This window comes from Shewanella sp. Sh95 (assembly GCF_001308045.1).
Taxonomy (GTDB): Bacteria; Pseudomonadota; Gammaproteobacteria; order Enterobacterales; family Shewanellaceae; genus Shewanella; species Shewanella xiamenensis.
Genome location: NZ_LGYY01000278.1, coordinates 1 through 26,829, shown reverse-complemented (window position 1 = coordinate 26,829; position 26,829 = coordinate 1). Strand labels below are relative to the sequence as shown.

30 protein-coding genes are annotated in these 26,829 nt (G+C 46.3%); 18 read left to right on the top strand and 12 right to left on the bottom strand.

Annotated features, from left to right (window positions below):
- Window positions 1–296: 296 nt before the first annotated feature.
- Together AEA42_RS21560 and AEA42_RS21555 are read right to left on the bottom strand one after the other, a co-directional pair.
- Window positions 297–632: a hypothetical protein gene (locus AEA42_RS21560; RefSeq protein WP_146193319.1), complete on the bottom strand. Its 336-nt coding sequence runs from the start codon at window positions 630–632 to the stop codon at window positions 297–299.
- A gap of 278 nt (window positions 633–910) precedes the next feature.
- Window positions 911–1,108 (bottom strand): AlpA family transcriptional regulator, encoded by a 198-nt coding sequence (locus AEA42_RS21555; protein WP_037430910.1) that lies wholly within the window; start codon window positions 1,106–1,108, stop codon window positions 911–913.
- A 131-nt stretch (window positions 1,109–1,239) separates the two neighbouring features.
- Between AEA42_RS21555 and radC the strand changes: the two genes are divergently transcribed.
- From radC to AEA42_RS21510, 9 genes are all read left to right on the top strand, one after another.
- The gene (gene radC, locus AEA42_RS21550; protein ID WP_037430903.1) at window positions 1,240–1,719 is read left to right on the top strand and encodes a DNA repair protein RadC; all 480 of its coding nucleotides are present in this window, start codon (window positions 1,240–1,242) and stop codon (window positions 1,717–1,719) included.
- 66 nt (window positions 1,720–1,785) lie between these two features.
- A complete protein-coding gene (locus tag AEA42_RS21545; RefSeq protein ID WP_037430905.1) occupies window positions 1,786–2,148 on the top strand; it encodes a hypothetical protein in 363 nt (120 codons plus the stop codon).
- 139 nt (window positions 2,149–2,287) lie between these two features.
- Entirely contained in the window at window positions 2,288–2,644 is a 357-nt protein-coding gene (locus AEA42_RS21540; RefSeq protein WP_037430906.1) for a type IV toxin-antitoxin system YeeU family antitoxin, read from the top strand.
- 246 nt (window positions 2,645–2,890) lie between these two features.
- Window positions 2,891–3,304, top strand: a complete 414-nt coding sequence (locus AEA42_RS21535; RefSeq protein ID WP_037422948.1) for a DUF2787 domain-containing protein — start codon at window positions 2,891–2,893, stop codon at window positions 3,302–3,304.
- A gap of 190 nt (window positions 3,305–3,494) precedes the next feature.
- Entirely contained in the window at window positions 3,495–3,902 is a 408-nt protein-coding gene (locus AEA42_RS21530) for a DUF2787 domain-containing protein (protein WP_055648801.1), read from the top strand.
- 108 nt (window positions 3,903–4,010) lie between these two features.
- Window positions 4,011–4,577, top strand: a complete 567-nt coding sequence (locus AEA42_RS21525) for a site-specific integrase (protein ID WP_037430233.1) — start codon at window positions 4,011–4,013, stop codon at window positions 4,575–4,577.
- A 79-nt stretch (window positions 4,578–4,656) separates the two neighbouring features.
- The gene (locus AEA42_RS21520; RefSeq protein ID WP_055648800.1) at window positions 4,657–5,379 is read left to right on the top strand and encodes a lecithin retinol acyltransferase family protein; all 723 of its coding nucleotides are present in this window, start codon (window positions 4,657–4,659) and stop codon (window positions 5,377–5,379) included.
- A 286-nt stretch (window positions 5,380–5,665) separates the two neighbouring features.
- Window positions 5,666–5,950: a CopG family ribbon-helix-helix protein gene (locus AEA42_RS21515; RefSeq protein WP_011920070.1), complete on the top strand. Its 285-nt coding sequence runs from the start codon at window positions 5,666–5,668 to the stop codon at window positions 5,948–5,950.
- A complete protein-coding gene (locus AEA42_RS21510; RefSeq protein ID WP_037430228.1) occupies window positions 5,938–6,231 on the top strand; it encodes a type II toxin-antitoxin system RelE/ParE family toxin in 294 nt (97 codons plus the stop codon). Before AEA42_RS21515 ends, AEA42_RS21510 begins: the two co-directional genes overlap by 13 nt.
- 190 nt (window positions 6,232–6,421) lie before the next feature.
- On the opposite strand, the gene AEA42_RS21505 is transcribed toward AEA42_RS21510, so the two are convergent.
- Both AEA42_RS21505 and AEA42_RS21500 read right to left on the bottom strand, forming a co-directional pair.
- On the bottom strand, window positions 6,422–7,090 hold the full coding sequence (locus AEA42_RS21505; RefSeq protein WP_037430226.1) for an inovirus Gp2 family protein: 669 nt from the start codon (window positions 7,088–7,090) through the stop codon (window positions 6,422–6,424).
- 309 nt (window positions 7,091–7,399) lie between these two features.
- Complete coding sequence (locus tag AEA42_RS21500) at window positions 7,400–8,713, bottom strand: helix-turn-helix domain-containing protein (protein WP_157173878.1); 1,314 nt, start codon at window positions 8,711–8,713, stop codon at window positions 7,400–7,402.
- Between the two features lie 189 nt (window positions 8,714–8,902).
- Here AEA42_RS21500 and AEA42_RS21495 point away from each other — a divergent pair, with 189 nt between their 5' ends.
- The 3 genes from AEA42_RS21495 to AEA42_RS21485 all read left to right on the top strand — a co-directional run bounded on the left by AEA42_RS21495 (window position 8,903) and on the right by AEA42_RS21485 (window position 11,574).
- Entirely contained in the window at window positions 8,903–9,733 is an 831-nt protein-coding gene (locus AEA42_RS21495) for a hypothetical protein (protein ID WP_037430221.1), read from the top strand.
- A gap of 492 nt (window positions 9,734–10,225) precedes the next feature.
- Complete coding sequence (gene ric, locus AEA42_RS21490; protein WP_037422968.1) at window positions 10,226–10,972, top strand: iron-sulfur cluster repair di-iron protein; 747 nt, start codon at window positions 10,226–10,228, stop codon at window positions 10,970–10,972.
- Between the two features lie 98 nt (window positions 10,973–11,070).
- The gene (locus AEA42_RS21485; protein WP_047537623.1) at window positions 11,071–11,574 is read left to right on the top strand and encodes an ATP-binding protein; all 504 of its coding nucleotides are present in this window, start codon (window positions 11,071–11,073) and stop codon (window positions 11,572–11,574) included.
- Window positions 11,575–11,582: 8 nt separating this feature from the next.
- Here AEA42_RS21485 and AEA42_RS21480 read toward each other — a convergent pair whose 3' ends face one another.
- The 7 genes from AEA42_RS21480 to AEA42_RS21450 form a co-directional block, all read right to left on the bottom strand.
- Window positions 11,583–12,161, bottom strand: coding sequence for a HupE/UreJ family protein (locus AEA42_RS21480; protein WP_023266363.1), 579 nt, complete (start codon window positions 12,159–12,161; stop codon window positions 11,583–11,585).
- 114 nt (window positions 12,162–12,275) lie between these two features.
- A complete protein-coding gene (locus AEA42_RS21475; protein WP_055648799.1) occupies window positions 12,276–12,998 on the bottom strand; it encodes an HAD-IA family hydrolase in 723 nt (240 codons plus the stop codon).
- On the bottom strand, window positions 12,998–13,897 hold the full coding sequence (gene xerC / locus AEA42_RS21470) for a tyrosine recombinase XerC (protein ID WP_197278473.1): 900 nt from the start codon (window positions 13,895–13,897) through the stop codon (window positions 12,998–13,000). The genes AEA42_RS21475 and xerC overlap by 1 nt, the downstream gene beginning before the upstream one ends.
- 41 nt (window positions 13,898–13,938) lie before the next feature.
- Entirely contained in the window at window positions 13,939–14,574 is a 636-nt protein-coding gene (locus AEA42_RS21465) for a DUF484 family protein (protein ID WP_055648797.1), read from the bottom strand.
- Window positions 14,571–15,398 carry a diaminopimelate epimerase gene (gene dapF, locus AEA42_RS21460; RefSeq protein ID WP_055648796.1) on the bottom strand — a complete coding sequence of 276 codons (828 nt, stop codon included), beginning with the start codon at window positions 15,396–15,398 and terminating at the stop codon, window positions 14,571–14,573. Before dapF ends, AEA42_RS21465 begins: the two co-directional genes overlap by 4 nt.
- 69 nt (window positions 15,399–15,467) lie before the next feature.
- A complete protein-coding gene (gene lysA, locus AEA42_RS21455; protein ID WP_055648795.1) occupies window positions 15,468–16,712 on the bottom strand; it encodes a diaminopimelate decarboxylase in 1,245 nt (414 codons plus the stop codon).
- Window positions 16,713–16,754: 42 nt separating this feature from the next.
- Entirely contained in the window at window positions 16,755–16,937 is a 183-nt protein-coding gene (locus AEA42_RS21450) for a lipoprotein (RefSeq protein WP_051714241.1), read from the bottom strand.
- 79 nt (window positions 16,938–17,016) lie between these two features.
- Between AEA42_RS21450 and cyaY the strand changes: the two genes are divergently transcribed.
- A complete protein-coding gene (cyaY, locus tag AEA42_RS21445; protein ID WP_037422994.1) occupies window positions 17,017–17,349 on the top strand; it encodes an iron donor protein CyaY in 333 nt (110 codons plus the stop codon).
- A gap of 36 nt (window positions 17,350–17,385) precedes the next feature.
- Here cyaY and AEA42_RS21440 read toward each other — a convergent pair whose 3' ends face one another.
- Entirely contained in the window at window positions 17,386–19,800 is a 2,415-nt protein-coding gene (locus tag AEA42_RS21440; protein WP_055648794.1) for a class I adenylate cyclase, read from the bottom strand.
- Between the two features lie 202 nt (window positions 19,801–20,002).
- On the opposite strand from AEA42_RS21440, the gene hemC reads away from it, so the two are divergent.
- From hemC to AEA42_RS21415, 5 genes are all read left to right on the top strand, one after another.
- On the top strand, window positions 20,003–20,935 hold the full coding sequence (gene hemC, locus AEA42_RS21435; RefSeq protein WP_055648793.1) for a hydroxymethylbilane synthase: 933 nt from the start codon (window positions 20,003–20,005) through the stop codon (window positions 20,933–20,935).
- 4 nt (window positions 20,936–20,939) lie between these two features.
- Window positions 20,940–21,680: a uroporphyrinogen-III synthase gene (locus tag AEA42_RS21430; protein ID WP_055648792.1), complete on the top strand. Its 741-nt coding sequence runs from the start codon at window positions 20,940–20,942 to the stop codon at window positions 21,678–21,680.
- A gap of 60 nt (window positions 21,681–21,740) precedes the next feature.
- Window positions 21,741–22,970 (top strand): uroporphyrinogen-III C-methyltransferase, encoded by a 1,230-nt coding sequence (locus tag AEA42_RS21425; RefSeq protein ID WP_055648791.1) that lies wholly within the window; start codon window positions 21,741–21,743, stop codon window positions 22,968–22,970.
- Window positions 22,967–24,133 (top strand): heme biosynthesis HemY N-terminal domain-containing protein, encoded by a 1,167-nt coding sequence (locus tag AEA42_RS21420; protein WP_055648790.1) that lies wholly within the window; start codon window positions 22,967–22,969, stop codon window positions 24,131–24,133. The genes AEA42_RS21425 and AEA42_RS21420 overlap by 4 nt, the downstream gene beginning before the upstream one ends.
- Before the next feature lie 381 nt (window positions 24,134–24,514).
- A partial coding sequence (locus tag AEA42_RS21415) for a retention module-containing protein (RefSeq protein ID WP_156312389.1) occupies window positions 24,515–26,829 on the top strand: 2,315 nt, incomplete at its 3' end.

The following is a 26,829-nucleotide window of genomic DNA, read 5'->3' as shown; positions in this document are numbered from 1 at the left end:
TAAATGGACCATGCCAATCCACAATTGGAGCCTTTGTTTATCTCAGTTAGCGATTTATTTTGAAGGACGTTTAGATAGCGTGCTGGAAATTTAAAAATTAGCCTGACACAGAATTTTGAACGCCCTCTATGCTCTCCGTTTCAAATACATACTACATTCATAAACGCTTACTCACCATAACCTTGTTGTGACACCTACGTCATATTTAGCAACTAAATCATCTCTAAACGGATATTCATAATCGCTAATTCCATTTAAGACTTAACTTATTAAGTAGTGCATTCAAACTCTTTAAGTTAACAATCTCTTGCTTCTATCCTTTCTAAAATCCACTCCTGCACTTCACTTTCTACCCGTGTAGCAGTTCGACTACAAAGTGAGACGGCCTTGGGCGGAAAAGTGGCTGTGTATAAGCTGTCTAGCTGTATCCCTAGCGTATCAAGAAAACCTGCAAAGGTTTTCTTGATAGTTGATTTGGCGATGTAAATACGTTTTCTTTGTCGTTTAAAAATTGCAGTTAAACGCTTTGAGGATGAATGACTAAGGAATTGATGCATCCCTCCTTTAAGTTGAGCATCAGGGCGACAGACAAGCGCATCCCAGTGAGGGCGATGCGCTTGTCTATATGTCAAGTTATTGCCCTGCTTGAATAGCCTTTGTCATTCAAGTACTTAATATGGAAGTGTTATTACAACAGTCTAAGTAAACTTTGACTTTTGTCCTACCCTAGCTTTTTCGGTCGTTCCCTTGGTTTAGTTAGGTTATTTTTAGTTATTACATATAGAGGGGCGCAGCCAAGAAAAAGCATTTCAATCTAGAAATGGGGGACATTCTTAGCCTTCGAAGGCAGGAAGTTGTAAGGGATAGCCTGAACTTAATGAATGCGCAGTAAAACAAGTGTCGGTTTGTATTAAACGGCGGTACGTTGAATATCACGTTCCTCTATCCTTTCTAAAATCCAGTCTTGCACCTCACTCTCAACCCAAGCGGCAGCTCGGCTACCGAGTGACACAGGTCTGGGGAATGTTCCTTCTGCGATATACTTGTAGATAGTAGAACGTGCTAGACCTGTGTAATCCATAACTTTAGTAAGGCGAATTAGTTTCATGATGAGTTTCTCGGTTATTGTCTCATTACATATGTCCTTCCAGTAATTTTTAACTTTTTCCCTATTTCCAAATCTTTTCAGATATATATCACCTCTGTGCATATACCGATTTAGCAACCTTTGGAGGCGCTATGCACAAAGTGATCACCCTACCCAGCAATAGCTGGTCACAAACCTCATCGCAAATCTTAGAAACCGCAGCAGGTATCGTCGCAGAGCGCTTTGTGCGAGGCGATGCCTTTTGTAACCCGCAAGCAACTATGGATTTTCTGCGCTTTAAGCTCCACCAGCATCAACGTGAAGTGTTTGCGGTGATGATGCTCGACAGTCAGCACCGACTGATTGAATACAACGAGATGTTCTTTGGCACAATTGACAGTGCAAGTGTTTATCCGCGAGAAGTGGTTAAAGCCGTTTTGCTATGTAATGCTGCCGCAGTAATTCTCGCCCACAACCATCCTTCCGGATGCGCCGAACCCTCAAGCGCAGATAGACGGATCACCGAGCGCCTTATTGCGGCACTGGCCACCATCGATGTACCGGTCTTGGATCACATAGTTGTCGCCGATACCTGTGTGTCATTCGCCGAGCGTGGCTGGCTATCTAATTAACCGCTCTTATTAATAGCGGCATAAGGAGCTCCCGGAGTGGGAGCCCTTTATACGTGGGAGTCCATCATGATTGAATTTACCGATAGCTTTTCACAGGCCTGCGTTGCCGAAGCCTGCACCGCGTTTCCTGAACTGCGTAACCGCTTAGCGGTTGAACTCATTTTGCCGATGTTTGTCCGTCCACTTAATGCCATGGGCCAAGTGATTGGCAAGCCGATTGTGGCACCGAATCCCAAGCTGCATAAAACCGTATTGAGTGTGTTTCACCGTGATGTGGTTGAACACTTGCCCAAGGAGATCAGCTTTTGCCGCTATGTTTGCCCCTGCGATAGTTATGGTGTGCCAACAGGTGAATGGCAAAGGGTGATCAACGGCGTGTACTTTAACCATGGCAGTAATGAACAGCCTAATTGGAGTGTGCATACCTAAAGACCGTTATCTGTCATCACCCACTCCACTAGTCAGCCGTATTAAGCACTTTTACTAGCACTGGTATTTATCACCGCTCTAGCTAGTCCGCTAATAAGCAACCAATTCCCTAAAGTTCTATTCAACCATTGAGGTCACTATGACAACCCTAAAACTTTTCGATATTGAGCACGCCTGGGGCCTGCCCCGTAAAGTGTCCCCCCGCTTTGGTGCAAGGCTGATTTTACGCGGCCTGCATTTGGATTATCTCCATGACCGCGCAAGCTTTGTCGGTGAATTTCCACCAGCCATTAAACAACAATTTGTCGAGGCCTTTCCCGCTATGGTTAAGCAGCTTGAGCGGCTGGTGGCCACCGGCAAGATTGATGCCACCAAGCAGCACTGCGTGAGCATTGAACTCGCTGGCTTTACCTGTGAGGCCGACACACTTGGTAGTCACGGTTATTTGTATATTGCGATTTATCAAACCGAAACTAAACCAAAGCTAAGCCACTGAGCCACTGACCACCAGCAACTTCGCCCTGACTCAATAACCCATTCATTATCGTAAGCCAGTACTAATCCGTTAAACATAACCACCAAACTTTAATCTCCCAGCTCAAAAACCTTAGCAAGTAGCCCATAGCGACTCACGTTAAACCGCTCGACCAACAACTGTTTTCAAACCGCATAGACAACAAGAGCCAAGGCGCAGTTACGCCTTGGCTCTTGCGTATGCCCGTTTTTAAATAAGGAATATTCCATGACATTAACTATCAAGCGTAACCAACTGCCAGCGATGCCCGATCGTTTTTACCAAGTGATTGAAAAGGAACTGGCTGAAGTCACACCAAAAGACGCCAACGCTATCACTCTTAATTTTCGCGATCCTGATTACAGCGCCGAAGCGGGTGGCTTTCATCCCGTCGAAGTCAGGCTTGAGAAACAACAAGATCACTGGCGTTTAGTCTACGTCACCGACTTTGCTTTTCGCGGTCATCCCTTCCCTGAACTGGTTAAAGATATCGATATCTGCTTTAACAGCAAGCAGGTCTATAGCCTGTTTAGCGGCTGGATTGGGGAACGGGAATCACAGGGGCTGATTAAGTTGTTTAGCGATAACTTTGTTAGTTACTACCAGATGGAAGTCTATCAAGTGGAAGTGAGTTTGGATTAACTAGCCTCACCGTCATTTCACGCGAGCATCCTAATCCTATCTATCGGTTTCAGTTCTATCGCAATCAAAGAGCTAAACCCATCACACCCGCGCCCTTGTAACCTAAATCATTACGGCAAGCCTCTGTCGTTAACAACCTACCCTGCCCACAACGCCTGTCGTTCGCGGGCTTTTTGTTTTGGAGTCCACCATGAAAATACATCGCGAAACCATCCTGCCACTGCCAGAGCCTTTTTATGAATTATTAGAACGGCAACTGGCCGCGCTCAATCACCCTGACCTCAACAGCGTCACTTTTAACTACCGCGATCCCGATTACAACGCAGAGAGCGGCGGTTATCACCCCGTCGAAATCAATCTCTACCGCCAGGGGGATTGCTGGTATCTCAATTACTTCACCGACTTTGCTTACTGCGGCGGGCCCTTTCCAGAGCTTGAGAAAGAAATGGAAGTGCTGTTTCAGGAGAAGCAGGTTTATAACAGCTTCTTTGGCCGCTGTTACCTCGAGCATGCAGACAGCCTAGTACGGCTACTGCTGGAGAACTTCTGCAACTACGTGGAAATGGAGGTGTACCAGGTTCAAGTCAGCGTCGACTGAACTTGGTGCCCACAAAGGTATTTTGGGAACCAAGCAATGCAGGCCCGATGCGGGTTGGCGATGTGCTGGTGCCCACATTCATCACATAGCTAATTGAGGGAACCCAGCATGAACGAAGTCGAAGCGGTCAAGAACCGCGACACCATCAAGCTTATCAGTTACCTGCTCGAACGTCACTTTGGTCAGCAGATGGCCGATGTCTGGAATATCGGCCTTAACCTGGCCCTTAGGATCTCGGACTTACTGGCCATCAAGTTCAGCGATATCAACGGCGACCGCTTAAATATCATTGAGCAGAAGACCGGTAAACGCGCCAGCATCAAGCTCAACCCGAAGACGCTGGCATTGATTGAGGCGATCCACCAGCGTCACCCTGAGCATATCTACCTGTTCCAATCCCACCGCTCGAGCCAAGCCAAAGACCTGCAGGCCCCCGCGAAACCCCTGACACGGCGCGCGGTCGCCAAAGCGTTTGCCTTTGTCGGTGACGATATCAAGTTAGCCCTGGGCACCCACTCAATGCGTAAAACCCGCGGCTATCACCTGTACCAAGCCTGCAAAGACATTGGCCGGGTGATGCGCATGCTGCGGCATCAATCGGAAGCGGTCACCCTGCGTTATATCGGCATTACTCAGCAGCAAGTCGATAAGGACTTTGTCGAGCTGGAAATCTGAGTCAATCAACACGCCCTATTCACCCCATTAGCAGATGCGACCTAGGGGTATCTGCGTTATTTTACTTGGAGTCCATACCATGTATACATTTCAACCCGGAGATCATCTGGTCACCAATATCGATCCGCTTGGCTTAACCGAACACCATGGCCTGTATGTGGGTCATGGCCATGTGATCCACTTATCTAAACAGGGCATCATCGAAGAAATCGATCTGCAGCAATTTGCTGGTGGCCATAGCGTTAGAGTGAAAAAGTCCAGCCTGTTTCCTCATCAAGCCATTGAGCTTGCACGCAGTCAGCTGGGTCACAGTCCATACGGCGTAGCTACCAACAATTGTGAGCACTTCATCAACGAATGCTTAGAAGGGAGCAGCAGCTCCAATCAAGTCAGTAATTTTACCCACATTGCGCTGCAAGGCTCAGCCAGAGCGGGCTTACTGGGGAGGAGCGCGTCAAAGCTTGCCACGGGGACTGTCGCAAACGTCGTATTAGCCTCTACCGCCATCAAAATGACCGGCGAATACCTCGGGCTACCCGACAATATCAACACGCTGCTGGGGACACCTGGAGATCTTGTCGCTAAGCCTGCAGAATGCTTACTAAAAGGCACCAGCCAAACTCTATGTGAAAGTTATGCTTGCTTACGCCAAGGAGAGATTACCGATGCAGGGATCAAACTCGTCACCGGCAGTGTAGAAACTGGCTTAAACACCGTGTTGACGACTGCAGAAGTGAGCATCAATGGTGTAAAAGCCGGTGCTGAGCTGATAGCCGATGCATGGCATTGGTTAAGGTCATAATGCTTCACCTGCAATATTGAGAGTACCCAGTCAGCCATTAGCCAAATCCTATAAACGAAGCGGCATACCGCCGCTATCGTTTTCACCCCTCTTGCGATTACGTTGAAGATTAGCGTGATGACGGCGTAACATGTTTGCCCAGTTAAGTGATACAAACTATCTTCTATCATCCTTGTGCTGATGGCGTTGCTCATGCGGGCAAGTAAACGTGTAATCATTATTTTTTTGTACCACGTTATGCTAAGGTATTACCTAGTAGTACTAATGATTACCTCTGGAGTAACAGATGAGCACAATCAAACCCGTGTCGGTTAAATTAGATGCCGATATTAAAGCCAGAGTCGAGCATTTAGCCGAAACCCGTAAACGTTCATCACACTGGATGATGCGTGAAGCGATCCGTGAATACGTTGAGAGAGAAGAGAAACGCGAAGCTTTGCAGCAAGAAGCGTTACGCGCATGGGAAGAACACCAGACATCAGGCTTGCATGTCACCGGTGACGAAGTGGTAAGTTGGCTGGAGTCCTGGGGAAGTGAAAATGAAAAGGCAGCCCCTACATGCCACAAATAGTCTTTACTGCCACTGCATTACGTGATTTAGAACGCTTACGTGAGTTTCTTCGCAGTAAAAATCCCCCTGCCGCACAACGGGCTGCCAGCGCCATAATCAATACCATTAGAAAACTGGAAAGCTATCCAGACATTGGTCGGCTTATCGATGACAATGACTTTAGCTTTAGGGAACTGCTCATCGACTTTGGTGATACGGGTTATCTGGCAATGTACCAGTATGATGGCGGTGAACGATTGACCGTGTTGTGTATCCGCCACCAAAAAGAAGCCGGTTACTGAAACGGCTGAATCAGTTACGGATTACCCCAATGGACTATGTCATCAAGTCTGCATTGTGAATATCGCTACTGCTCTACTATGAGCACAAAAGCAAGGGACCTTAATCCCTTGCACTTTACTCCCTTATTTTTACTCACCCCACTAGCAACCGCATTTAGCGCTAAGTAAGCTAATCACTCTGTCACCACGCTTAAATACGACTGCAACCGAATGAACGTGTTCTATCGCCATAATGCTTAGTCTCTAACTTGGCCAGATAGCTCAAGCGAAAGAAAGCACTCGCAAAGGTTTGAGGATAATTCGGTGCATTACGATTGAGATAGTAAACTGGCGTATCCTCAGGGAAATGGACTAAATGCCGAGTACTGTAATCATCTAATCCCAAGGCACTGGCCCAGGCTTCAACAATCTTAGTACTCAGGTTTTGACCACTTCGATTGTAATTACCGAGATGGTTATAAGCATCGTTATTGAGGAAGATTGCGATATGGTAATGGTCTGTATCGGCACATGCTCGCTCCCTTGCCCAAATATAACGCAGAGTACAAGGATGCACCCGCTTACCCTCACGGCCCTTGATTAACCTATTATGCTGGATTTTTGCATCCAGAGATTTAAAGAACTTGCTGATTACCGTTGAATCATAAACTACAGGTGAGTCGAGAAAGTTAAGCTGTGGTAGATGCAAATCAAACCGCACCATTAAGGTACGAGGGTGCTCATTCATAGCTGCTTGTAAGGTCTGTAAAATTGCATCTAAGTATTCAGCGCTTAGTAGCCTAGGATAAACATTGAGTCCTTGGTATTGGCCATTGCTGATGACGGTAAGGTTAGTGTTAGAGGTATGACGTTTTGACATGTTGAGTTCCCATATTGGTTAAGTTACATAACGTATATGGTCTGTGTAATTTATTACTCAAAAGCCAAAAAGTGCTTGATATAAAAAGCAAAAGTTAGCTCGCCTATGATGGCAGCTAACGCTGTATGTTCATGGGTAGATAGTGTTAGAGATACTGATGAAGGAATACTACTGAGTGATAGGTATAACTACAGACTAATAGTATTAACAAACAGACAATCGCAATAACTGAAATCCCCGTCAATCATTGAGCTGTAGATCGGGCGAGCAAGGGCGATGGGATCTCATGTCACTAGATAGTTAAACCATTTAACTATCTACATTTACACCAGCTCTACCACGTTTCTGGCGATATATTTTTACATTTTTGTCTGATGTCCGGGCTCCCAAACCTACAAATTTGAAGGGGAAAATCGAAAAATGTAGCGAACCAAGATAATCATTCAACTCCTCATGTTTAGACAATTCTCTGATACAATACTTCGCTAGTTCAATGCTAAAATGATACATAATTTCATAAAATACCTCCTTGCTCTGATATGGAATTAATGCCATAAAACCATCATTAGAAATGAATTTTTTAAGTGTCAACTTCTCCTTATCGGAAGCATCTACCACCGCATCAAAATCCCTAATAATCATGTTTTTTAGCTCTACATAAACGGGGGGAGCCTGTTCAGACTGTAAGTCACACCAATGATTTGACAATAAAAAAGATGCGTAATAATTCAGCTGTCCTTGCATTACATTCAAAACTGATAACCTTGACATATCCACATTTTGAAAATACACACAGCCTTGATAAGCGGGTTGATGACCCACAAAACCGGCAAATTTATAAAACTCATTAGGTACTTTTTCTTCAGGAATGTTTCCATCTTTGAGATCTTTTAGGAGTTGTTGATCCGTAAGGTGCTGCAGCAACCATTCTTGACACTGATTAGCAAAATTTAGCAATGAGACCATATTAATCTCTTGTAAAAAAGGTAATTGATAGCCTGGTGCTAGCTCTTCTAAAATTGTGTGTTTTGCAGAAAATAGTGAAAAGTCTAAAAAATACGCACTATTGGCGTGAGTGAACAAGTACCTCGATGATGTTCCTGGAATGATTGCTTGTATGTAACCTAAGTTCTTCAGTTTCTGAAGTTGATTTCGAAATTGATCTCGGCTAATCCCTGCAAGATTGGTAATCGTTTTGACATCCAAATTACGCACAACTCCTGTTGGGTCCGCATGCAATAACAACACACAAAGCAACAATCGATTATTTAACTTCAAATTCGTATGTGAGACGTATTTTTGGTCAAGCGTTAATAGCTCATTGACTAACGGTTGATACTGGCTCGATGTACCCATCAACATTAATAAGCCCTGTAGTTGCCGAGAAACAATGTATTGATATGTTGGCCGGCCTCTTTTGGGCTGCGTACTTAACCGCTCCTTTTCGAAAAAACCACACTCAACAAGGTAAGTTAAAGCCTCTGATACAACCGTTTTAGAAACACTCAATTGTTTTGCAATCTCTGCAACAGTTCGTGAAATGGGGTTAGAGTGACCAAAATGCCGATTCCAGAGCAAAATAAAAAAGATTACATTTGCCTTACTTCCTTTCAGTGCATGCATTATCCGTATCATTAAAATACCTACTAAATAAAATCATTTATATCCTCTAAATACCTACTGGTAAAATATTACCGATAATTACTAGTAATTTACTAGTAATTTTTAAAAAATTGAATTTTTTATTTTAAAATGCTAAAAAAGGATTAGAAAATTTAATAAAAAACCTGCAAGTGAACCGTATAAATAATTATGGATATTGATAAATATATAAGTAACTCATATGGTACGAGGCAGTTAACTTTTCTCCTTGAAAATAATAGGGCTCAATTGGATTGGGCTTATGAGTACCTGAAGAAAAAAAATCCTTACATCATTCAACAGACGACGATGAAGGACTTAAAAAAAATTTTTATTGATAGCTGTATTCACAGGAAACTCGATAAGCAAACATTCGAGAGAATGGCCTCTAACATGGAGAAAGCTTGGAAGGCAGATGTGAAAAGACATGCAAGTGATAAAACTATGCTTAACGTCAGCATTTCGAAAGAGCACAAGTCTAAGTTTGAAGGTATGGCACTAGAGAAGAAATGCAATCACATTCAAATGCTTGAGTCGCTTATTGATGATAACTACAAGAATTTTTTACTTTTAAAGGATCAAGATTTACGTTTAAAGGAGCAAGAACTCGTAGCGAAAAATACAGAAAAAGCGAAAAAGGCAGAAATAAAGAAAAACCAATCATATACAAATCAGCATCTTAGTAGTGAACTTTTTCTACAGCAAAACTATAACAACCGTTTAAAAAAACAGATGACTGAGCTAAAGAATGAACTTCAAGCCGCAAAAGACAATTCATCAATTCTATTTGCTATCATTGAAAAAGCTGTAAAAAACCGCTCAAAGCTCACTGCTGACCATCTGATGCAAGCAACTAGAGCCCATACTTTAATCGACATTGTGCAACTTCCCTTGGAGGAGCCCATGCAGGCTACAGAATCGGATGAAAGTACTGAGCAAAACCAGACTTCAGGTCCCCGCCCTAGAAAACGAGCAAGAGCGGCTAAAACGGCTAGCCAATAGTAAAACAAAGAATCATCTCGTTAAGGCATTGGTATATGGTGGGCATATCGGTGGGTACCAATGCGAATTCCCAAGAAATAGACCACACTAGCCATTGTTAAATAATGGTTTTATTGAAAATAAAAACATTCAGATCCAAAACGTGGAATAACCTCCTCATTTCTTCAGCAATTTGCTTTTAATGCCCTACTCTTAGGGCGTTGAAAGCATCTTTGTAGTTTCATTTATCATCAGATACTTAATATTCGATGAGCCTTAGATGATACGCAAAGAATGGTAAATTCAATACGCCACACAGTTCCAAAAACATACTAATTAGATAAAACATCGACTCATCTTTATCAGCCTCTACACCCTACTCCTTTGGGAATAATTCAGACAATTTAATGTGACAGCCGCAGCAAATCCCGACTAAATTAGTCAGGATTTATTGCATCACAATAAAGCTGCAAATAATATGCATGTAAATTATTTGTGCTTTGGAGTGTTGCAATGTCATCAACTAGCTTTTCGTCAGCGTCTCACGTTGAACAACCATCAGCCCCTTTATCGCCATGGCTTGAGCGTAAAGTTGGCGAGTTGGTCGCGGAGGATTTTCGCCGCGCCCATGTGTTTAGCCAATTTGGTATCGATTTCTGCTGTGGCGGTGGTCGAGCACTGATCAGTGCCTGTGAGCGAGCGCAAGCCGACCCAAATAAAGTCGTCGCCGCATTAGAGTACATGACACATTCAGGTGCTAAAGAAGATGAACTTAATCAACTACCACTTGAGCAACTAATTGATTATATTGAGCGTACTCACCACCAATATGTCCGTGCTAAAGCACCGTTATTGCTGGAATACTCAGAAAAGATGGTACGCGCTCATGGCGAGCATTATGCCGAAATTGTTCCATTTGCAGGTTGGGTTCGTGCGTTGATAGAAGATTTAATGCCGCATTTGATGAAGGAAGAAAATATCCTCTTTCCTGCGATTCGGGCGATGAGTCAAGGCGAGCAAGTGCAGGGTTGTTTTGGTCATATAGGTAACCCTATCAATGCAATGCAACACGAGCACGAAGAAGCAGGATTGATTTTACAAAAGCTACATGAGTTAACCAACGACTTTACGCCTCCCGAATATGCCTGTACTACTTGGCGGGTTTGTTATGCAACGCTCGCAGAATTTGAGGCGGACCTGCATAGGCACATTCATTTAGAAAACAACATTCTCTTCCCTAAGGCGCTGCAACTCGCCTAATAAACAAGATTGATTAACCACCAAGGTCAGCACAACTGCTGGCCTTTGTGATTTTGGCGTGTTACAAAAAGTGGTGTGCCTTGCAAGGATAAGCCGCCATGACATACCCAACATTCGCACTCGATGATATTGCTTCTCTACACGAATCAGCCCAAGTAGAATTTAAACTCGCAAGAGGCCGTGATGGTCAAGGTCAATTACCTGAAGATATTTGGGCAACCTATAGCTCCTTTGCCAACACCTTAGGCGGAGAGATTATTCTTGGGGTACGCGAAGATCGTGGCCATTTCACCATTGAAGGCATTCCTAATCCTCTACCCGTATTACAGGAATTTTGGGAGATCCTCGATGACCCTAGCCGGATAAGCTGTAATATTTTAGCGATATCTGATGTGCAGCTGATTGAAATTATGAATAAAAAGCTGATAAGGATTCGTGTCCCGCTCGCACCAGAGCACCTAAAGCCAGTATTTATAGGCACCGATGCTTATACAGGTACTTATTTTCGGGTTGGAGATGCCGACATGCATGCCAGCCGGAGACAGGTTACACAAATGCTACGCCGCGCCCATCACTGCAATAAGCTGATAAAGGCGCGGTAGTGCTTTTTCTAAAAACCAGCGAGTAAATAGCCACCCATGGCGGCAATTGCCACGCCAGATACGCGCATTAAGCTGCGTTGCCCAGTGACGCGCTGCATGCCTAGACCTAGCATAACGCCACCTAAATGGATAACCGCAGTACCGAATAAGAAACCAAAGGCGTAAAGAACTGGGCTGGCAAGTTCAGGCATTTCCATGCCGTGGGCATGACCGTGGAAAATCGCAAACACGCCGACAAATGCCATCGCAAATAAGAGCGGTAACTGGCGGTCAAAGGCAATCGCTAACCCAAGCAACAGTACTGACAAAGCAATGCCAATTTCAACAAAGGGCACCGGAATGGCATAAAGCCCCAGTATTCCACCAACCAACATAAAACACACAAAGGCTAAGGGCACAGTCCAAATCGCGCGACCACCGAGCTGCGTACTGAGCATGCCCACACTTAACATGGCAAGGAGATGGTCAAAACCTAAAACGGGATGATTAAAGCCCGCCATAAAACCACCACCGGAGTGGATTTCGTGCGCCGACGCAGGGGCTATAAACGATAGACTCAAGAGGAGCAACAGACTTAAACGCACCATAGCAGTTCCTTGTTAGTGAGGGCGTAACAACTGAGTTAAACAAATGCTAATACTCTACGGCAAAACGATATGCCAATCCTTGATCCCTATCACTTTAAATAGGCTGCTATTCTTTTAAGGCAATAACATTTCCTGTAATGAATCGAGAGTGGCAATCTCCATATGGGGTAAGAGTGCTGCAATAGGTAACGATGCCACGCGGCCAAAACTTGGGTTGAGCCAGACCGACTGACACCCCGCCAAACGCGCACCGCGAACATCGGCATTCATACTATCGCCAACGTGCAGCAGTTGATCTAAGCCGATATCTAACCTTTCACAGGCCTGTGAAAACATATCTTTAGCAGGCTTCATCCGTATACCACTGCCAGGATGCAGCACAAATTCAAACACATTACTTAAGCCGATACGCTGTGCGTCCACATTACCATTGGTGATACCAATCAACCGAAAATGTGCCGATAAACGCGTGAGTAACGTCAAGACGTCGTCTGAAACCTTAAAATGGCTTCGATGAAAATAAAAACAAGCCAAACCTTCCTGCGCGCCACGTTTTGCCTCAGGCTCACTATAACCGAGCAGTAAAAGGCCTTTATGCAGAGTCGCAATTCGCGCCGCCGAGGTGTCATGGGCGAGGGCCGGATTTTGCTGTAGTAGTTGTAACTTGAGCATTCGCCATTGCTGCGGTTGCCAAGCTTGAGTCAGCGGGTAAGCCTGATGCAAAAACTGTATTAACCCAGCTTCGGCATTGAGAATGTGGGGTTCGTTATCGTATAGGGTATCGTCGAGATCGAAGCTAATCGCACGAATATTCTGGGGTCTAAGATAACAACGCATTATTTATCCTGTTGTTTTTTCGCTCTAGGATGGGCGTTATCATACACCTTAGCTAAGTGTTGGAAATCTAAACTGGTATAAATTTGCGTGGTAGACAGGTTTTCGTGGCCTAATAATTCCTGCACCGCCCGTAAATCGGCACTAGATTCCAGCATGTGCGTCGCAAAGGAATGGCGTAACTTGTGGGGATGAACCCGCATAGAAAGCGCCTGCTCCTGACCCCATTTACTCATGCGCGCCTGAATGCTGCGATGGGATAAACGCTTGCCCTTTTCGGTGACAAACAATGCGTTATCTTCACAGGGGATTTGCCTGCGGCACTCAAGCCAAGCGCCTAAGGCATCAATAGCATAACGCCCTACGGGGACGATACGCTCCTTGTTGCCCTTACCTAATACCCGCACTTCACGCTGATCATATTGCACACTGGATAAATCGAGCGCTGCGAGTTCTGCTAAACGTAACCCGCTGGAATAGCATAGCTCCATAATGGCTTTATCACGCAGTGTTAGCGGATAATTGCCTTCAATCTCAAGTAAATGTGTGAGGGAATCGACATCGATATTTTTCGGTAAAGGCTTAGCTTGCTTGGGCGCACTCAGCCCCTTGGCAGGATTGAGTTCTATCACGCCTGCGCGCAGTAAAAACTCTCCCCACTGTTTTACTGCCGATAACCACAATGATAGCGAGCGCGGACTTAGTCCCTTGCGGTGCAACTTAGCAAGCACTTGTTGCCAATGCTCACGCCCAACATTAAGCAGGTCTATACCTTCGGGCAGTAACTCGCTTCCTCGCTGCAACTCGTACATATAATTGCGAACCGTATGCGCCGATAACTGACGTTCAGACTGCATATAGGTTTCAAATTGCTGTAAATAGGAGTGACAACGCGCGGGCATATCATTAGCTGGCGAGTTCATATTGGACTCCTCATCAGGGCTTAGAGTTTAGCGAGCATATGTGCCAGCAATCGCCGCAGTTGCTCGAGCAGCATATTGTCCATATCGGGATGAAAATGGGTGGCATCGTGGCTGGCAACTGCAAAAATGACAGAAATATCATCAGCTAGTTTAACTAATGCCACCGAGCCGACCTCACTGCCAAATAAGCGTTTCGCCTCTTGTTGTGTCAGACGACCAAAATAGTAATTCTTGCGTAAACGCTGCGCCCAAATCGCCTTCATCTCAATATCGGCCTCTAACACACTGATAAGACGCACATGGGTAAAATTAAACTGCGCCTTTAAATTATCAGCCAGCACTTCTTTAAGGGATTCTAAGTTAACGCAATTGAGTAGCTTAAAAGACAGTTCAGTATTAAATCGGAATATCTTTTCATTACGCGCCGCCATGGCCAGTAAACTGGTGATTTCTTCTTCGAGCTGCCCAACCCGCAGGCGCAACAACTCTTGACGTCGTTCGACTAAGGAAATCGCACCGCGCTCCAAATGGGGCAAACGCATCGCCAATAACAGCTCGGGATATCGATTAAAAAAGTCTGGGTTATCGAGAAGGTACTCGCGAATAATCAACTCATCGAAGGGAAGATCGGTCTGCGGCATCAAAGGCTCGGTCATAACTGAATTTGTCCATCATAAACGTGCTGCGCTGGGCCCGTCATCCACAGCGGTTTGCCTTCACCTTCCCAATTGATGGTTAAGCTGCCGCCCGGTAAATCCACTTGTACTTGTTGGTCAAGTTTACCTTGAATTTGTCCGACTACCACGGCAGCACAAGCACCTGTGCCGCAGGCTAAAGTCTCAGCCGCACCACGTTCGTAAACTCTAAGCTTGACATGACCCGAGTTCACCACCTGCATAAAACCAACGTTTACCCCGCGCGGGAATCGCTCATGCTTGGTGAGTAGCGCCCCGATTTCGGCGACATTGGCGCTGGCAACATCTTCCACATCGAGCACGCAATGGGGATTGCCCATGGAGGCCGCACCACACAAAAAGGTTTGTTGTGGAGTTTGTAGCAGATAGGTTTTTTCGGCCTTTTTGGCTTTAAAGGGGATTTGGCTAGGTTCGAGCACGGGCACGCCCATATTCACAGTGACAGTACCATCGCGCTCAAGGCGCAGTGTCATCTTACCCGCAGAGGTACTTACACGAATTTTATTCTTATTCGTCAGCCCCTTATTACGGACAAAGCGCGCAAAGCAACGGGCGCCATTGCCGCAGTTTTCGACCTCACCACCGTCGGCATTAAAGATGCGATAGTGAAAGTCGAGGTCGGGATCATAGGGTGGCTCAACCAGCAAGAGTTGGTCGAAACCGATGCCAAAGTTACGGTCAGCTAAACGGCGGATCTGCTCAGGCGAAAAGAACACGTTCTGCGTGACACCATCGACCACCATAAAATCGTTGCCAAGTCCGTGCATCTTAGTGAATTGGATCAAGATACTTATCCTTTAAGCCTAGGCGCCGCCATAACTAGCCAAGCGCCTGAATCAATATAATTTTCTAGTTTACGGCAGGAGCTGCTCACCTTGCCAGAGCTGCGCTAATTTTTCTCGCTCTCGCACCAAATAAGCCTTATTGCCATCCACCATTAACTCGGCCGCACGCGGACGAGTATTGTAGTTCGACGCCATAGCAAAACCGTAAGCACCACTGGAGCGCACAACCAGTAAATCCCCCGCCGCAATCGCGAGTTGTCTGTCCTTACCTAAAAAGTCACCGGTTTCGCACACAGGTCCTACAATATCAAATACTTGCGCCTCTTCATCCCGTGGATTCACCGGAATGATATTTTGCCATGCACTATAGAGTGCGGGCCGAATTAAGTCGTTCATGGCACCATCAACAATCGCAAAACGTTTGTCACTGTTTTCTTTGAGGTACAGCACCTCAGTCACAAAAATCCCCGCATTGGCAGCAATCGCACGGCCCGGTTCGAAAATCAGTTTGAGCTTGCGATGACCTAAACGCTTGAGCAGTGCAGCGGCGTACACATCAGGATGCGGTGGCGTTTCATCATCATAGGTCACCCCTAAACCGCCACCGACATCAAAGTGCTCAATCACTATCCCTTGCTCGGCTAGGCGGTCAATGAGCGATAGCATTCTGTCCATTGCATCGAGAAACGGCTGAATTTCAGTGAGCTGTGAGCCAATATGGCAATCAACCCCTTTTACCTGCAAATGCGGCAGCGCATGGGCGCGAGCAAATACAACTTCGGCCTCATCCATGGCGATACCGAATTTATTTTCTTTAAGACCCGTCGAAATATAAGGATGCGTACCGGCATCGACATCGGGATTCACCCGCAGTGACACTGGAGCAACTTTACCTAAGCGGCCGGCAACATCGTTAAGTTGTTCAAGCTCAGCACTCGATTCAACGTTAAAGCAGTAGATACCAAGATTTAATGCCTGCTCCATTTCGGCAACGGTTTTACCCACGCCAGAAAACACCACTTTGGCAGGGTCACCACCGGCTTCAATCACCCGCGCTAACTCGCCGCCGGAGACAATATCAAAACCACTACCTAAACGAGCCAATACGTTCAGTACGGCTAAGTTCGAGTTGGCTTTTACTGCGTAACACACTAAATGTGGATGGTCGGCCACCGCATTGTTAAACGCATGCCAGTGACGTTCGAGCGTTGCACGGGAATAGATATACAGCGGCGTGCCATACTGCTGGGCTAAATCATTGACCCGACAGCCTTCTGCGTACAGGGTATTATCTTGGTAGAGAAAGTGATCCAATGTCCGATTCCTTACTGCGCTTTGTAGTAATTATGCTGATTATTATTGTGTTTTTTCAGTTTCAGCTTGAGGCTCCGCGGCTTGTACAGGCGTAGCATCACGCTTAGCTGGCTTATTTTTTTTAGACTGAGTCGCCTCTACTGGAGAGGATTTATACAGGGGGCCTTTTTGACCACAGGCTGTAATGAATAGGCTACCAATCAATAACAATAAAAACAGTCTCATTTTTCTCAACATCTGTGCATCTAGTGTCTAATCGTCTTATAATCGCACCCATCTTGACGAAAGCAAAGGACAGAAATGCATGGCCATGACAGATACAGAATTTCACCAGCTCGCCGATGACATGTTCCAAGCGATAGAGACCGCTATCGAAACCGCAATTGATGAACAAGATGCCGATGTGGATATTGATGCCAGTGGTAACGTGTTACAGCTAGAATTTGTCGATGGTTCGAAAATCGTAATCAACAAACAGGAACCTTTGCATGAAATTTGGGTAGCAACGCGTTTCGGTGGCTATCACTTTGGCTATGTAGAGGGAAAATGGCTTGATGGTCGTAATGGCGGCGAGTTTATGCCCTTTGTGCAGGACTCGATTCTACGCCAAAGCGGTATCGAACTCAGTCTCTCCTAAGCCGCGGCTTTATTCCTAAGCGGGAGGTCGCTCCCGCTAAAACTCCACATTGGCGTTATTGATATCCACCCCAAAGGGCATCACGGTTAGCTCACCCGCCACCCGTACTAAATGGAAAAACTGCGGAATATTAAACCGTGCTTTTGATGCATAAAATTCATCAAACACATAATGATGGCTCACTTTGTTGACCAATTCACTCATATCTGAACCAGACTGCACATAATGACTCAGCTGATTTTCCTCATCGAGAATAAACACATCTAAGCTATCGGTGCGTTGCCGCAGAAAGTACTGGATCGCTCCCTTGGCGGCAAAGTTTTGAATGATTTTCGGCATGCTCGAAAAAGGGTCATCCCCCAACTCTGGCCGAGGCAATTGTACTAAATGACTACGAGCAAGTTGCTGATAAAAAGATTTGGCATCACTCAAGTCCTGATAGGCCATCCCCAAAGGATTAAAAAAGATCCCGTAACGGGTATGACTAATCTGCAGCGGCTGCACTAAGGTGCTCGATTGTTGCACCTGTTGGCAGAGTCGCACCGTTTGTTTAAGCAAGTTTTTCACCGCTAACTTAAGTTGTGGCCTGAGCTTTTGCGAACAGCTAATCACATCCATATCCACGGGATGAGTCGCTCGCCTTAGCCCTGGAGTGACAAACGCGAGTGCCTGCAATACTGCGGTTTCGCCCTCAAAACGATGACACTGCCACTCCCCCCAACTATTAAGGCAAATAGCATCGAGGGCGCCGAGCATATTTTCCTGCTTACGACCCAATGAAAACACGTTGGCATTCATGACATCGACCATCATCTCTTGCCCTTGCCAATGGATAGTAGGATCACAGTCGAGGTTTAGGATAAAAATGAGTTTTCTAAAATGCCAAGGCTGACATAGGTCAAGCTTTGAGACCCGCCAATCATGAACGATAAAATTAAGTAATCGTTTTGAAGCGTCGGTCAACCTTCGGGATTTAATCTTACTCTGTCCAAACTCATACCATTTGGTTTCTGGCGTCGATACCCCATTTAAGCAAGCCCAAATCATCAGCGCTGACGGGCTTTTCCCTTTGCAAATAGCAGATTCACCTAACAGATTCTGCGGCTTTGGCCCCTGGCGGTAGAGGTAATATTGATTTTCCTTGTTACTGGACACCATGGTTACTTCAGATTCAGCGACCGAGTGGCTCCAGAGCAAATTCAGCTTGGCGATTTGGTCTTCATCTTGGCTAAAGTAAGTATGTAGTTTGCGAGTGAGCATCCCCAACTCTTCAATCCTGAGTCCTTCGTTTAGCTCATGGGTGGAGGCGAAACGCAGTAAGGTTTGATAACTCGCTAGCAGCAATTCATTAAGCTGTTCATTAAACCAATTGAGCTGGCCACTATGCCAATGCTCACAATCATCTAAGGTAGTAATTAAACTGTTGGGCCACTGCCACTCTTGCACCAACTTTTGCATTTTGGCATAGCGCCAATCTTTACCTTGGTCAGACACACTTAAGAACACGCCACATTTTAGATAAAAACAGCGGCGCACAATTTCCAGCCGACGACTATCATTCTGCTTTAATAAATAGGCTTCAATCGCCTCATAAATTGCGTAATAAGCATCGTTAGCAGTAGAAAAATCCCCTGCTAAGGTCTTTTGCCAAAGCCGGTCACACAGTAACTGAGAATGGGGATATTCACTGGCATAAGCCTCAAGCAAAAGTACTTTAATCAACGCTTTATGCGGCTTATTTAAGCCTTTATAAAGCTGCCAAAGCGAGGCACCAAAATACTCGCTTGCCGGTAACTCGTGCACATTACCAAGATATAGCAATTCAGGATTGAGCTTAGCATCAGGCCACCATGCAATAGTTTTACCCGCCAAGCGAATTTGGCTGCGATAAAACTCCTCAAGCAACAGCCAATGCTGCGTACTGCCACTGTGCTCATGAGCCATAGAAGACTGGCAACCGGTACGCTGTGAGATATCACCACAAAATTGCAGTGGATGAACCAAGTAAAAATTCACCTCAAACTGATACTCTGCAAACCAAGCGGTTAGTCGTTCCGTTTTTAATTTAACCAAGGCTAAGTCGTCATCACACAAATCCTCATGATGGACTAGCCACACATCCACATCACTTTTTGCATTCTGACCAAAGCTAGCTGTACTGCCCATGGCATATATCCCTTCGAAGGCATAACAATCCATGTCATTAGGTATAAAAGGCAGCGTAAACACATCACAAGCCTGGGCTTCTATTGAGCCCGCCTTGTAACCATAAATACCGCAAGGCGTATTAGGATCAACGTATCCCGGATACTGAACGCTATTCTGTTGAAGTAAAAAGGGGATCAAACGGAACAAATGCTTTTGCAACGGAGACAACAAGGCTAAGGCCCGTGCAATACGAACCTGATTAAGTCTTTCTGCGATATCAGGAAATTGACCTTGCTGATCCATCCTAGAACACGACACTTAAGCACAATTGAGAAGTGTGCTCATGTTAACACTTTTGCAAAGCTGAGCAACTAAATGAGATATCCATCACACTTTTATACTATTTAGAACACCGCTGACTTCAAAGAATCGATACGGCTTCCTTACATTCGCGAATAGCCAATGTTAGCATTGGCGCAACTAAGATCTCGGATGGAAACTAGGCATGTCTGAAAACCGCATACGTATCGCTACCCGCAAGAGTCCGCTAGCCATGTGGCAAGCTGAATTTGTTAAAGCAGAATTAGAACGCGTTCACCCAGGTATCGTGGTGGAACTATTGCCAATGAGCACAAAGGGCGATGTTATCTTAGACACTCCCTTAGCAAAGGTTGGTGGTAAAGGCTTGTTTGTAAAAGAACTCGAAGTCGCCATGCTGGAAGATCAAGCCGATATCGCAGTGCACTCAATGAAAGACGTGCCAGTGGATTTCCCCGAAGGCTTAGGGCTGGAAGTGATTTGTGAACGCGAAGATCCGCGTGATGCCTTTGTGTCTAACCTGTATAAGTCAATCAGTGAGCTGCCACTTGGTGCAACAGTCGGCACCTCAAGCCTACGTCGTCAGTGCCAGCTACGCGCCTCACGTCCAGACCTGATTATCAAAGATCTGCGCGGCAACGTCGGCACCCGCCTCGCGAAACTCGATAACGGCGAATACGATGCGATTATCCTGGCTGCGGCAGGTTTAATTCGCCTGAAGTTATCAGAGCGTATTGCCAGCTTTATCTCTGCGGAAGAATCTTTACCCGCCAACGGTCAAGGCGCTGTTGGTATCGAGTGCCGCACTAACGATGCACGCGTAAAAGCGCTTTTAGCACCTTTAGAGCACATAGAGACTCGCTACCGGGTGATCGCCGAACGCGCCATGAATACTCGCCTCGAAGGTGGCTGCCAAGTACCTATTGGTGCCTTTGCCGAAATAAACGGCGATGAGATGACACTGCGCGGCCTCGTGGGTAATCCCGATGGTAGCCAAATCATCGAAGGCGTGATCACAGGTCCGAAGACCGAAGCCACGCAACTCGGTATCGCCCTCGCGGAAGAACTGCTGAGTAAAGGCGCCAAAAGCATCCTCGACGCTGTTTACGCAAAAGCCTAAGACGATGAAAGTCTTACTGACGCGCCCCGAGGGGCGCAATCAGTCCATGGTCGATGCCTTAACTGAAAAAGGTATCGACCACTGCGTTACCCCACTCCTCTGTGTTGAGGCTACTCCCCCTCTGCCCCCAGACACTTCGCATCCACTCGCTAATGTCGATATGGTTATCTGCATCAGCGCCAATGCGGTGAGCTTTGCTGATGCTGCGTTTAAAGTCGATACAGCCCAAGTTAAAGACTGGCCAAGCGTGCCTTATTTCGCCGTGGGTCATGCAACTTGGGAAGCGCTGCAAGAGAAGGGAATTGAGGCTCTCGAAGCACCCGATGATTGCCAACAAACCGAAGGCTTGCTGACATTGCCTCAGCTACAACATATCCAAGGCAAACATATCACTATCATTCGTGGTGTCGGTGGTCGTGAAGCCCTCGCCGAGCAACTGAGTGCCAGAGGTGCGAAGGTGCGCTATTGGGAAGTCTATCAACGCGCTTGCCCGCCACTCGATGGTGCAGCTGTAAGCCAACAATGGCGTGACTTAGGGATAGATACTATCGTCGTAACGAGTGGTGAAGTACTGGATAATCTGATTAATCTAGTGCCAAAAGAGTTATTTGCATGGCTGCGCTCATGTCATATCATAGTCCCCAGTAACCGAGTAGAAGCTCAAGCTCATGCCTTTGGTATAACCCAAGTCACTAATGCCAATGCCGCCAACAGCAAAGCCGTGCTAAACGCCCTTAAACTCTAAGTGCTATTTAGCCCGATTTTACTCGAATTTCGGCAGTAGCATGATTTTAAGGACTGTTAAATGGATAACAACAAGCACGACGCCCAAAGCCCAGAGTCACAGGCTACCCCAGTTCTCGCTCCGTCGGTCAATACCGATGACGCTGCGCCACAGACCCAAGCTTCTGAACCCCAGGCCAATCAACTCGAAGATAAAGCCGTTAAACCTGCCGATACTAAGCCGCAAGCCAGCAAACCCGAATCGACTCAAGCGGCTCGCCAAGTGTTGCAAGTGAATCGCAGCTCCTGGGCCATTCGTTTCGGTGTGTTACTGGCCTTAGGCTTAACCGTTTGCACCATAGGTGGCGGCTATTTGCTGTATCAACAAATGCAGCAACAGCTTCAATTGCAAGAGACAAAAAATCTAGCCCTGCAAGATCAGTTGCAGCAGGCTTTACTCGTCCCGAATCAGCGCATTGCACAGCTTGAGCAACAACAACTGTCCGATGCCAAAACCTTCCAAGAATTGTCGAAACTCGCCACAGACCAAAGCCAGTTGCAGGACAGATTAAATAAGCTGGCCCAACGTAGCCCAACCCACTGGATGGCCTCGGAAGCCGAATATTTGGTGAACATGGCGGGTCGTAAACTTTGGCTCGAAAAAGATCCGCGCACGGCGACCGACTTATTAAAGTCAGCCGACGAAACCATTGCCGCGATGAACAACCCCGCATTACTGCCAATCCGTAAAGCGCTGGCCAAGGATATTGCGGCGACTACCAATATTAAGAGTGTGGATATTGAAGGTGGTGTACTAGCACTCGATGCCTTAATCGATCAACTCGACAAATTACCACTTAACCGCGCCGACAACGCCTCAAGTACACCGGAAGATACGGTCATTTCAGGCGATCTGAATGATTGGCAAAGTAATCTGAGTAAAACCTGGAAGGCGTTGACTCAAGATTTTATTACTATTCGTCATCGCACCGCCGATGCGCCAACCCTACTTGCTCCAGAGCAACAATGGTATTTGATTGAGAATATCCGCCATAAACTGCTGCAATCACAACTGGCACTCTATCGCTATGATAGAGCCGCTTATCATCAATCACTGATGATGGCGCGCCAGTGGATCCAAACCTATTTTGATGTTCAAGCGCATCAAACTAGCGAGGCCATTGCCGAAATCGACAAGTTGGCAACACTCGATCTTGACCCTATTACGCTAAAATCCTTTGCCGCTAAACCGCTGTTATTACAGTTAACCAGCTATGGTGAACTCACCTCTTCAGAGGAACCGCAGCTATGATTAAGGCATTAATATTTCTTGGTATTATACTTTTAGGCCTGTGTATCAGCCCCTGGATTGTTGGCAATACTGGCTATGTGTATATTGCCGCGGGTGATTACCAGCTTGAGACCAGTTTAGTTTTTGGCATCGTCATGTTAATCGTGTTTTATGCGCTATTCCAAGTGCTGGAATGGTTAGTGATCACTGTGATTAATCTGCTGCTTCGTAGCCGTTTTATCCCGCAGCATTGGCGTCGCCGGTCTGCCAAGAAACACACTTTGATGGGCGCACTCGCGATTGCCGAAGAAGATTGGCCTGCGGCAGAACGCGCCATGATTAAAGGGGCCGACAACGGTGAACTGCCAGCATTAAATTTGTTAGCCGCTGCACGTGCTGCTCAACATCAAAATAAAATTGCCGAACGAGATCAATATCTTGCCCGCGCAGAAGCGCAGCCTATGACGGCCAATGCGGTAGCAACCACTCGTACCCGTTATTTACTTAAACAAGGTGAATTAGCCTTAGCCAGAGCCGAGCTCGATAAGTTAGCCCCAACTAGCAAGAGTAAAGCCCCTGTGCTGAAACTCGCCCTCGAGTTATATCGCGCCCAGGAAGATTGGGAAGCGCTTAAGCTATTGCTCCCAATACTGAAGAAACGCCAGATCTTAGAGGATGCAAAGTTAAATACGCTGAATGTTGAAACCCATTGCGCCCTATTAAAAGCGGCGAGTCTAAAAGGGGAAGAAGCCCTAGAACAATGCTGGCAATGGCTTTCACGCGATGAACGTAACCAGTCTGAGTTTTTAGCGATTTATGCCATGGGCTTATGCCGCTTCAATCGTAAAGACCAAGCGCTTAAATTACTCTCGAAAAAGCTACGTAGCTCGCCAGAGTCTGCACTGTTAGAAGTGATCCCACAGATCGTCACCGCCCATGACGAAGAGATCCGCAAGCAATTACTCAAGCATGAAATCACCCATGAGAACAATGCTGATTACCAACGGTGTTTAGCGCTACTCTACCAACAAACCCGGGATATGAAAGAAGCCAAAATCCGCTGGCAGAATGTTTGTCGTCTTGCTCCGAGTAAAGACTCTTGGCTGGCGTTAGCACGTATTCAAGAGCAACTTGGCGAACAAGGTCATGCTAACCAAAGCTATCGTCAGGCAGTAAACCTATAATTTCTATCAACCGCAATCCATTAGGCGGATTGCGGTCCCTCCTCATTCAACCTTGAACATACTTGCCGCACATCATTTATAAAATATTAAACCCGATCTTAAGAATAATTTGTTATTAATATGTTTATTTTGATAGTTAAGAGACACTAAATGCAGTTTCTTTTGCGTTTTAAGATACTACATCTAGTTCTGTCACTTTTAAGTGCCATTTTTTCGTACTCCACCCCTTAAAATCCAGTTATAGCAAGCCATTCCGGCGCGTCAAAAAATTGACTTACACACGCGGCCAAGCTAAAATTTAGCCACTTGTATCACAATTCAGCATATTTGTTGAATTTGTGCATCTTCGGATTAACACACTTTGGCTGTTGGGAGCTAATTATGGGATCGATCATTACAACAAAGAAAGGTTTGCTGAAACTTGTTAAAGGGCAAATCGAAGTCGAGGTTAATGGTTCAAATCAACCCGCTAAGGATGGCGAACAACTCCCAAAGGGTGCAGTTCTCCATATCGGCGAAAACGCGACTTATGAAATCACTTTCGATGATGGCACCAAGCTGTCTAATGAAATAGAAGTCAATCCAGCATCTGCTGCGGTTGTTGCCCCAGTAACAGGTGAAGCCACACCTGATGAAATTCAAGCATTACAAGATCTTATTGCTTCAGGTGAAGACCCAACTAAAAATTTACCTGAAACCGCAGCAGGGAATGCACCAGCCAGTGATGGTAACTCTGGCTATGTTAGCCTTGCTCGTGATGGTTCAGAAGCTCTCGCCACATCAGGTTATAGCACTTCTGGACAAACACTAGCCGCATTTGCACCCGACTCTCCCGAACAGTCAATTGCCACAGACTCCCCATCCTTGCTCGTTAACGACAGCATTACCGTAGATGAAGACTCCGCTGCCACCGGTAACGTCCTTAGCAATGACAGTGATATTGACAGTACCTTGTCTGTTGTCAGCTTCACCGTAAACGGCAATACCGTGACTGCGGGCACCACTGTTGCCTTAGAAGGCGGCAGTTTAATCATCAACGCCGACGGCTCTTACACCTTCACGCCCAACGCCAACTGGAATGGCACAGTACCGGTGATTACTTACACCACCAACACTGGTGCAACCGCCACCTTAACCATTAATGTCACCCCAGTGGATGATCCATCAGTCTTGGTTAACGATACCAATACCGTTGCTGAAGATTCCGTTGCCACCGGTAACGTCCTTAGCAATGACAGTGATATTGACAGTACCTTGTCTGTTGTCAGCTTCACCGTAAACGGCAATACCGTGACTGCGGGCACCACTGTTGCCTTAGAAGGCGGCAGTTTAATCATCAACGCCGACGGCTCTTACACCTTCACGCCAAACGCCAACTGGAATGGCACAGTACCGGTGATTACTTACACCACCAACACTGGTGCAACCGCCACCTTAACCATTAATGTCACCCCAGTGGATGACCCATCAGTTCTTGCCAACGACACAAATACTGTCGATGAAAATACGGTAGCAACTGGTAACGTGCTAGATAACGATAGCGATGTGGACAATGAACTGTCCGTGACCAGCTTTACAGTCAACGGTCAAACGGTTGCAGCAGGCACCACAGTTACTTTAGAAGGCGGTAGCTTAGTCATCAATGCCGACGGCTCCTACACATTTACGCCTAACGAATTCTGGAATGGCCAAGTACCCGTCATTACTTACACCACCAATACTGGCTCAACCGCAACATTAACGATTAATATCACTCCGGTTGCAAATGGCGGTCCTAGTGTCACTATCACTACAGACACTAACAATGACGGCTTCATCAGTAATGAAGAACTTGGTGGAGCAACCGAAGTAAACGTCACTATTGGCTTGGAGGGTACTGGCGCGAATGCGGGAGATACGCTCACAGTTAATGGTGTTGATTACATCCTAACGCAGGAAGACATAGATAATGGATTTGTTAATCTAACGCTTCCAGCTCCTGATGAAGGTGAAACAATCACTGTCGTTGCAACCATAACTGATGCAGCAGGCAATACCTCACCAGAAGGCAGTGATTCCGCAGTTCTGGATACTACAGGTCCAGTGATCACTGTGAGTGCACCCGATGACACGCAAGATACAACGCCCACTATCACTGGTACAACCGATGCTCCTCCAGGTAGTACTATCACTATCGTTGTTACCGACAGTACGGGAGCACAACAAACTCTTACAACTACGGTTAACCCAGATGGAACTTATGCAGTTGATGTGACCAATCCTATCGCTGAAGGTGGCTACACTGCAGATGCTTCAGTCACAGATCCTGCAGGTAACACAGGAAAAGCCAGCGATAACGGCAGCGTCGACACCAAGATTGACCAAGACGGTGACGGTAACACCGTGGCCATCACCGCCATCACCCAAGACACCGGCAGCTCCAGCAGTGACTTTATCACCAACGACAACACTCTGATTTTCAAAGGTACTGTCGATTTAGGTGACAACAGCACCTTAGCCGTCACCATCAATGGTGTGGTTTACACCACCGCCAACGGCTTAGTGATTGATGCGCAAGGTAACTGGAGCGTCGACCTGACCGGTACTGTGCTGCCTGACGGCACTTACCCTGTCAGCGCCACCGTCACCGACGTGGCCGGCAACAGCAAAACTGTTACCCAAGATGTGGTGATTGACACCAAGATTGACCAAGACGG

Bases quoted from the DNA above. Each gene is read 5' to 3' on its own strand.
- AEA42_RS21555 (WP_037430910.1), bottom strand. From the start codon at position 1,108: ATGAAACTAATTCGCCTTACTAAAGTTATGGATTACACAGGTCTAGCA.
- radC (WP_037430903.1), top strand. From the start codon at position 1,240: ATGCACAAAGTGATCACCCTACCCAGCAATAGCTGGTCACAAACCTCA.
- AEA42_RS21545 (WP_037430905.1), top strand. From the start codon at position 1,786: ATGATTGAATTTACCGATAGCTTTTCACAGGCCTGCGTTGCCGAAGCC.
- AEA42_RS21540 (WP_037430906.1), top strand. From the start codon at position 2,288: ATGACAACCCTAAAACTTTTCGATATTGAGCACGCCTGGGGCCTGCCC.
- AEA42_RS21535 (WP_037422948.1), top strand. From the start codon at position 2,891: ATGACATTAACTATCAAGCGTAACCAACTGCCAGCGATGCCCGATCGT.
- AEA42_RS21530 (WP_055648801.1), top strand. From the start codon at position 3,495: ATGAAAATACATCGCGAAACCATCCTGCCACTGCCAGAGCCTTTTTAT.
- AEA42_RS21525 (WP_037430233.1), top strand. From the start codon at position 4,011: ATGAACGAAGTCGAAGCGGTCAAGAACCGCGACACCATCAAGCTTATC.
- AEA42_RS21520 (WP_055648800.1), top strand. From the start codon at position 4,657: ATGTATACATTTCAACCCGGAGATCATCTGGTCACCAATATCGATCCG.
- AEA42_RS21515 (WP_011920070.1), top strand. From the start codon at position 5,666: ATGAGCACAATCAAACCCGTGTCGGTTAAATTAGATGCCGATATTAAA.
- AEA42_RS21510 (WP_037430228.1), top strand. From the start codon at position 5,938: ATGCCACAAATAGTCTTTACTGCCACTGCATTACGTGATTTAGAACGC.
- AEA42_RS21505 (WP_037430226.1), bottom strand. From the start codon at position 7,090: ATGTCAAAACGTCATACCTCTAACACTAACCTTACCGTCATCAGCAAT.
- AEA42_RS21500 (WP_157173878.1), bottom strand. From the start codon at position 8,713: ATGCATGCACTGAAAGGAAGTAAGGCAAATGTAATCTTTTTTATTTTG.
- AEA42_RS21495 (WP_037430221.1), top strand. From the start codon at position 8,903: ATGGATATTGATAAATATATAAGTAACTCATATGGTACGAGGCAGTTA.
- ric (WP_037422968.1), top strand. From the start codon at position 10,226: ATGTCATCAACTAGCTTTTCGTCAGCGTCTCACGTTGAACAACCATCA.
- AEA42_RS21485 (WP_047537623.1), top strand. From the start codon at position 11,071: ATGACATACCCAACATTCGCACTCGATGATATTGCTTCTCTACACGAA.
- AEA42_RS21480 (WP_023266363.1), bottom strand. From the start codon at position 12,161: ATGGTGCGTTTAAGTCTGTTGCTCCTCTTGAGTCTATCGTTTATAGCC.
- AEA42_RS21475 (WP_055648799.1), bottom strand. From the start codon at position 12,998: ATGCGTTGTTATCTTAGACCCCAGAATATTCGTGCGATTAGCTTCGAT.
- xerC (WP_197278473.1), bottom strand. From the start codon at position 13,897: ATGCCCGCGCGTTGTCACTCCTATTTACAGCAATTTGAAACCTATATG.
- AEA42_RS21465 (WP_055648797.1), bottom strand. From the start codon at position 14,574: ATGACCGAGCCTTTGATGCCGCAGACCGATCTTCCCTTCGATGAGTTG.
- AEA42_RS21450 (WP_051714241.1), bottom strand. From the start codon at position 16,937: ATGAGACTGTTTTTATTGTTATTGATTGGTAGCCTATTCATTACAGCC.
- cyaY (WP_037422994.1), top strand. From the start codon at position 17,017: ATGGCCATGACAGATACAGAATTTCACCAGCTCGCCGATGACATGTTC.
- AEA42_RS21440 (WP_055648794.1), bottom strand. From the start codon at position 19,800: ATGGATCAGCAAGGTCAATTTCCTGATATCGCAGAAAGACTTAATCAG.
- hemC (WP_055648793.1), top strand. From the start codon at position 20,003: ATGTCTGAAAACCGCATACGTATCGCTACCCGCAAGAGTCCGCTAGCC.
- AEA42_RS21430 (WP_055648792.1), top strand. From the start codon at position 20,940: ATGAAAGTCTTACTGACGCGCCCCGAGGGGCGCAATCAGTCCATGGTC.
- AEA42_RS21425 (WP_055648791.1), top strand. From the start codon at position 21,741: ATGGATAACAACAAGCACGACGCCCAAAGCCCAGAGTCACAGGCTACC.
- AEA42_RS21420 (WP_055648790.1), top strand. From the start codon at position 22,967: ATGATTAAGGCATTAATATTTCTTGGTATTATACTTTTAGGCCTGTGT.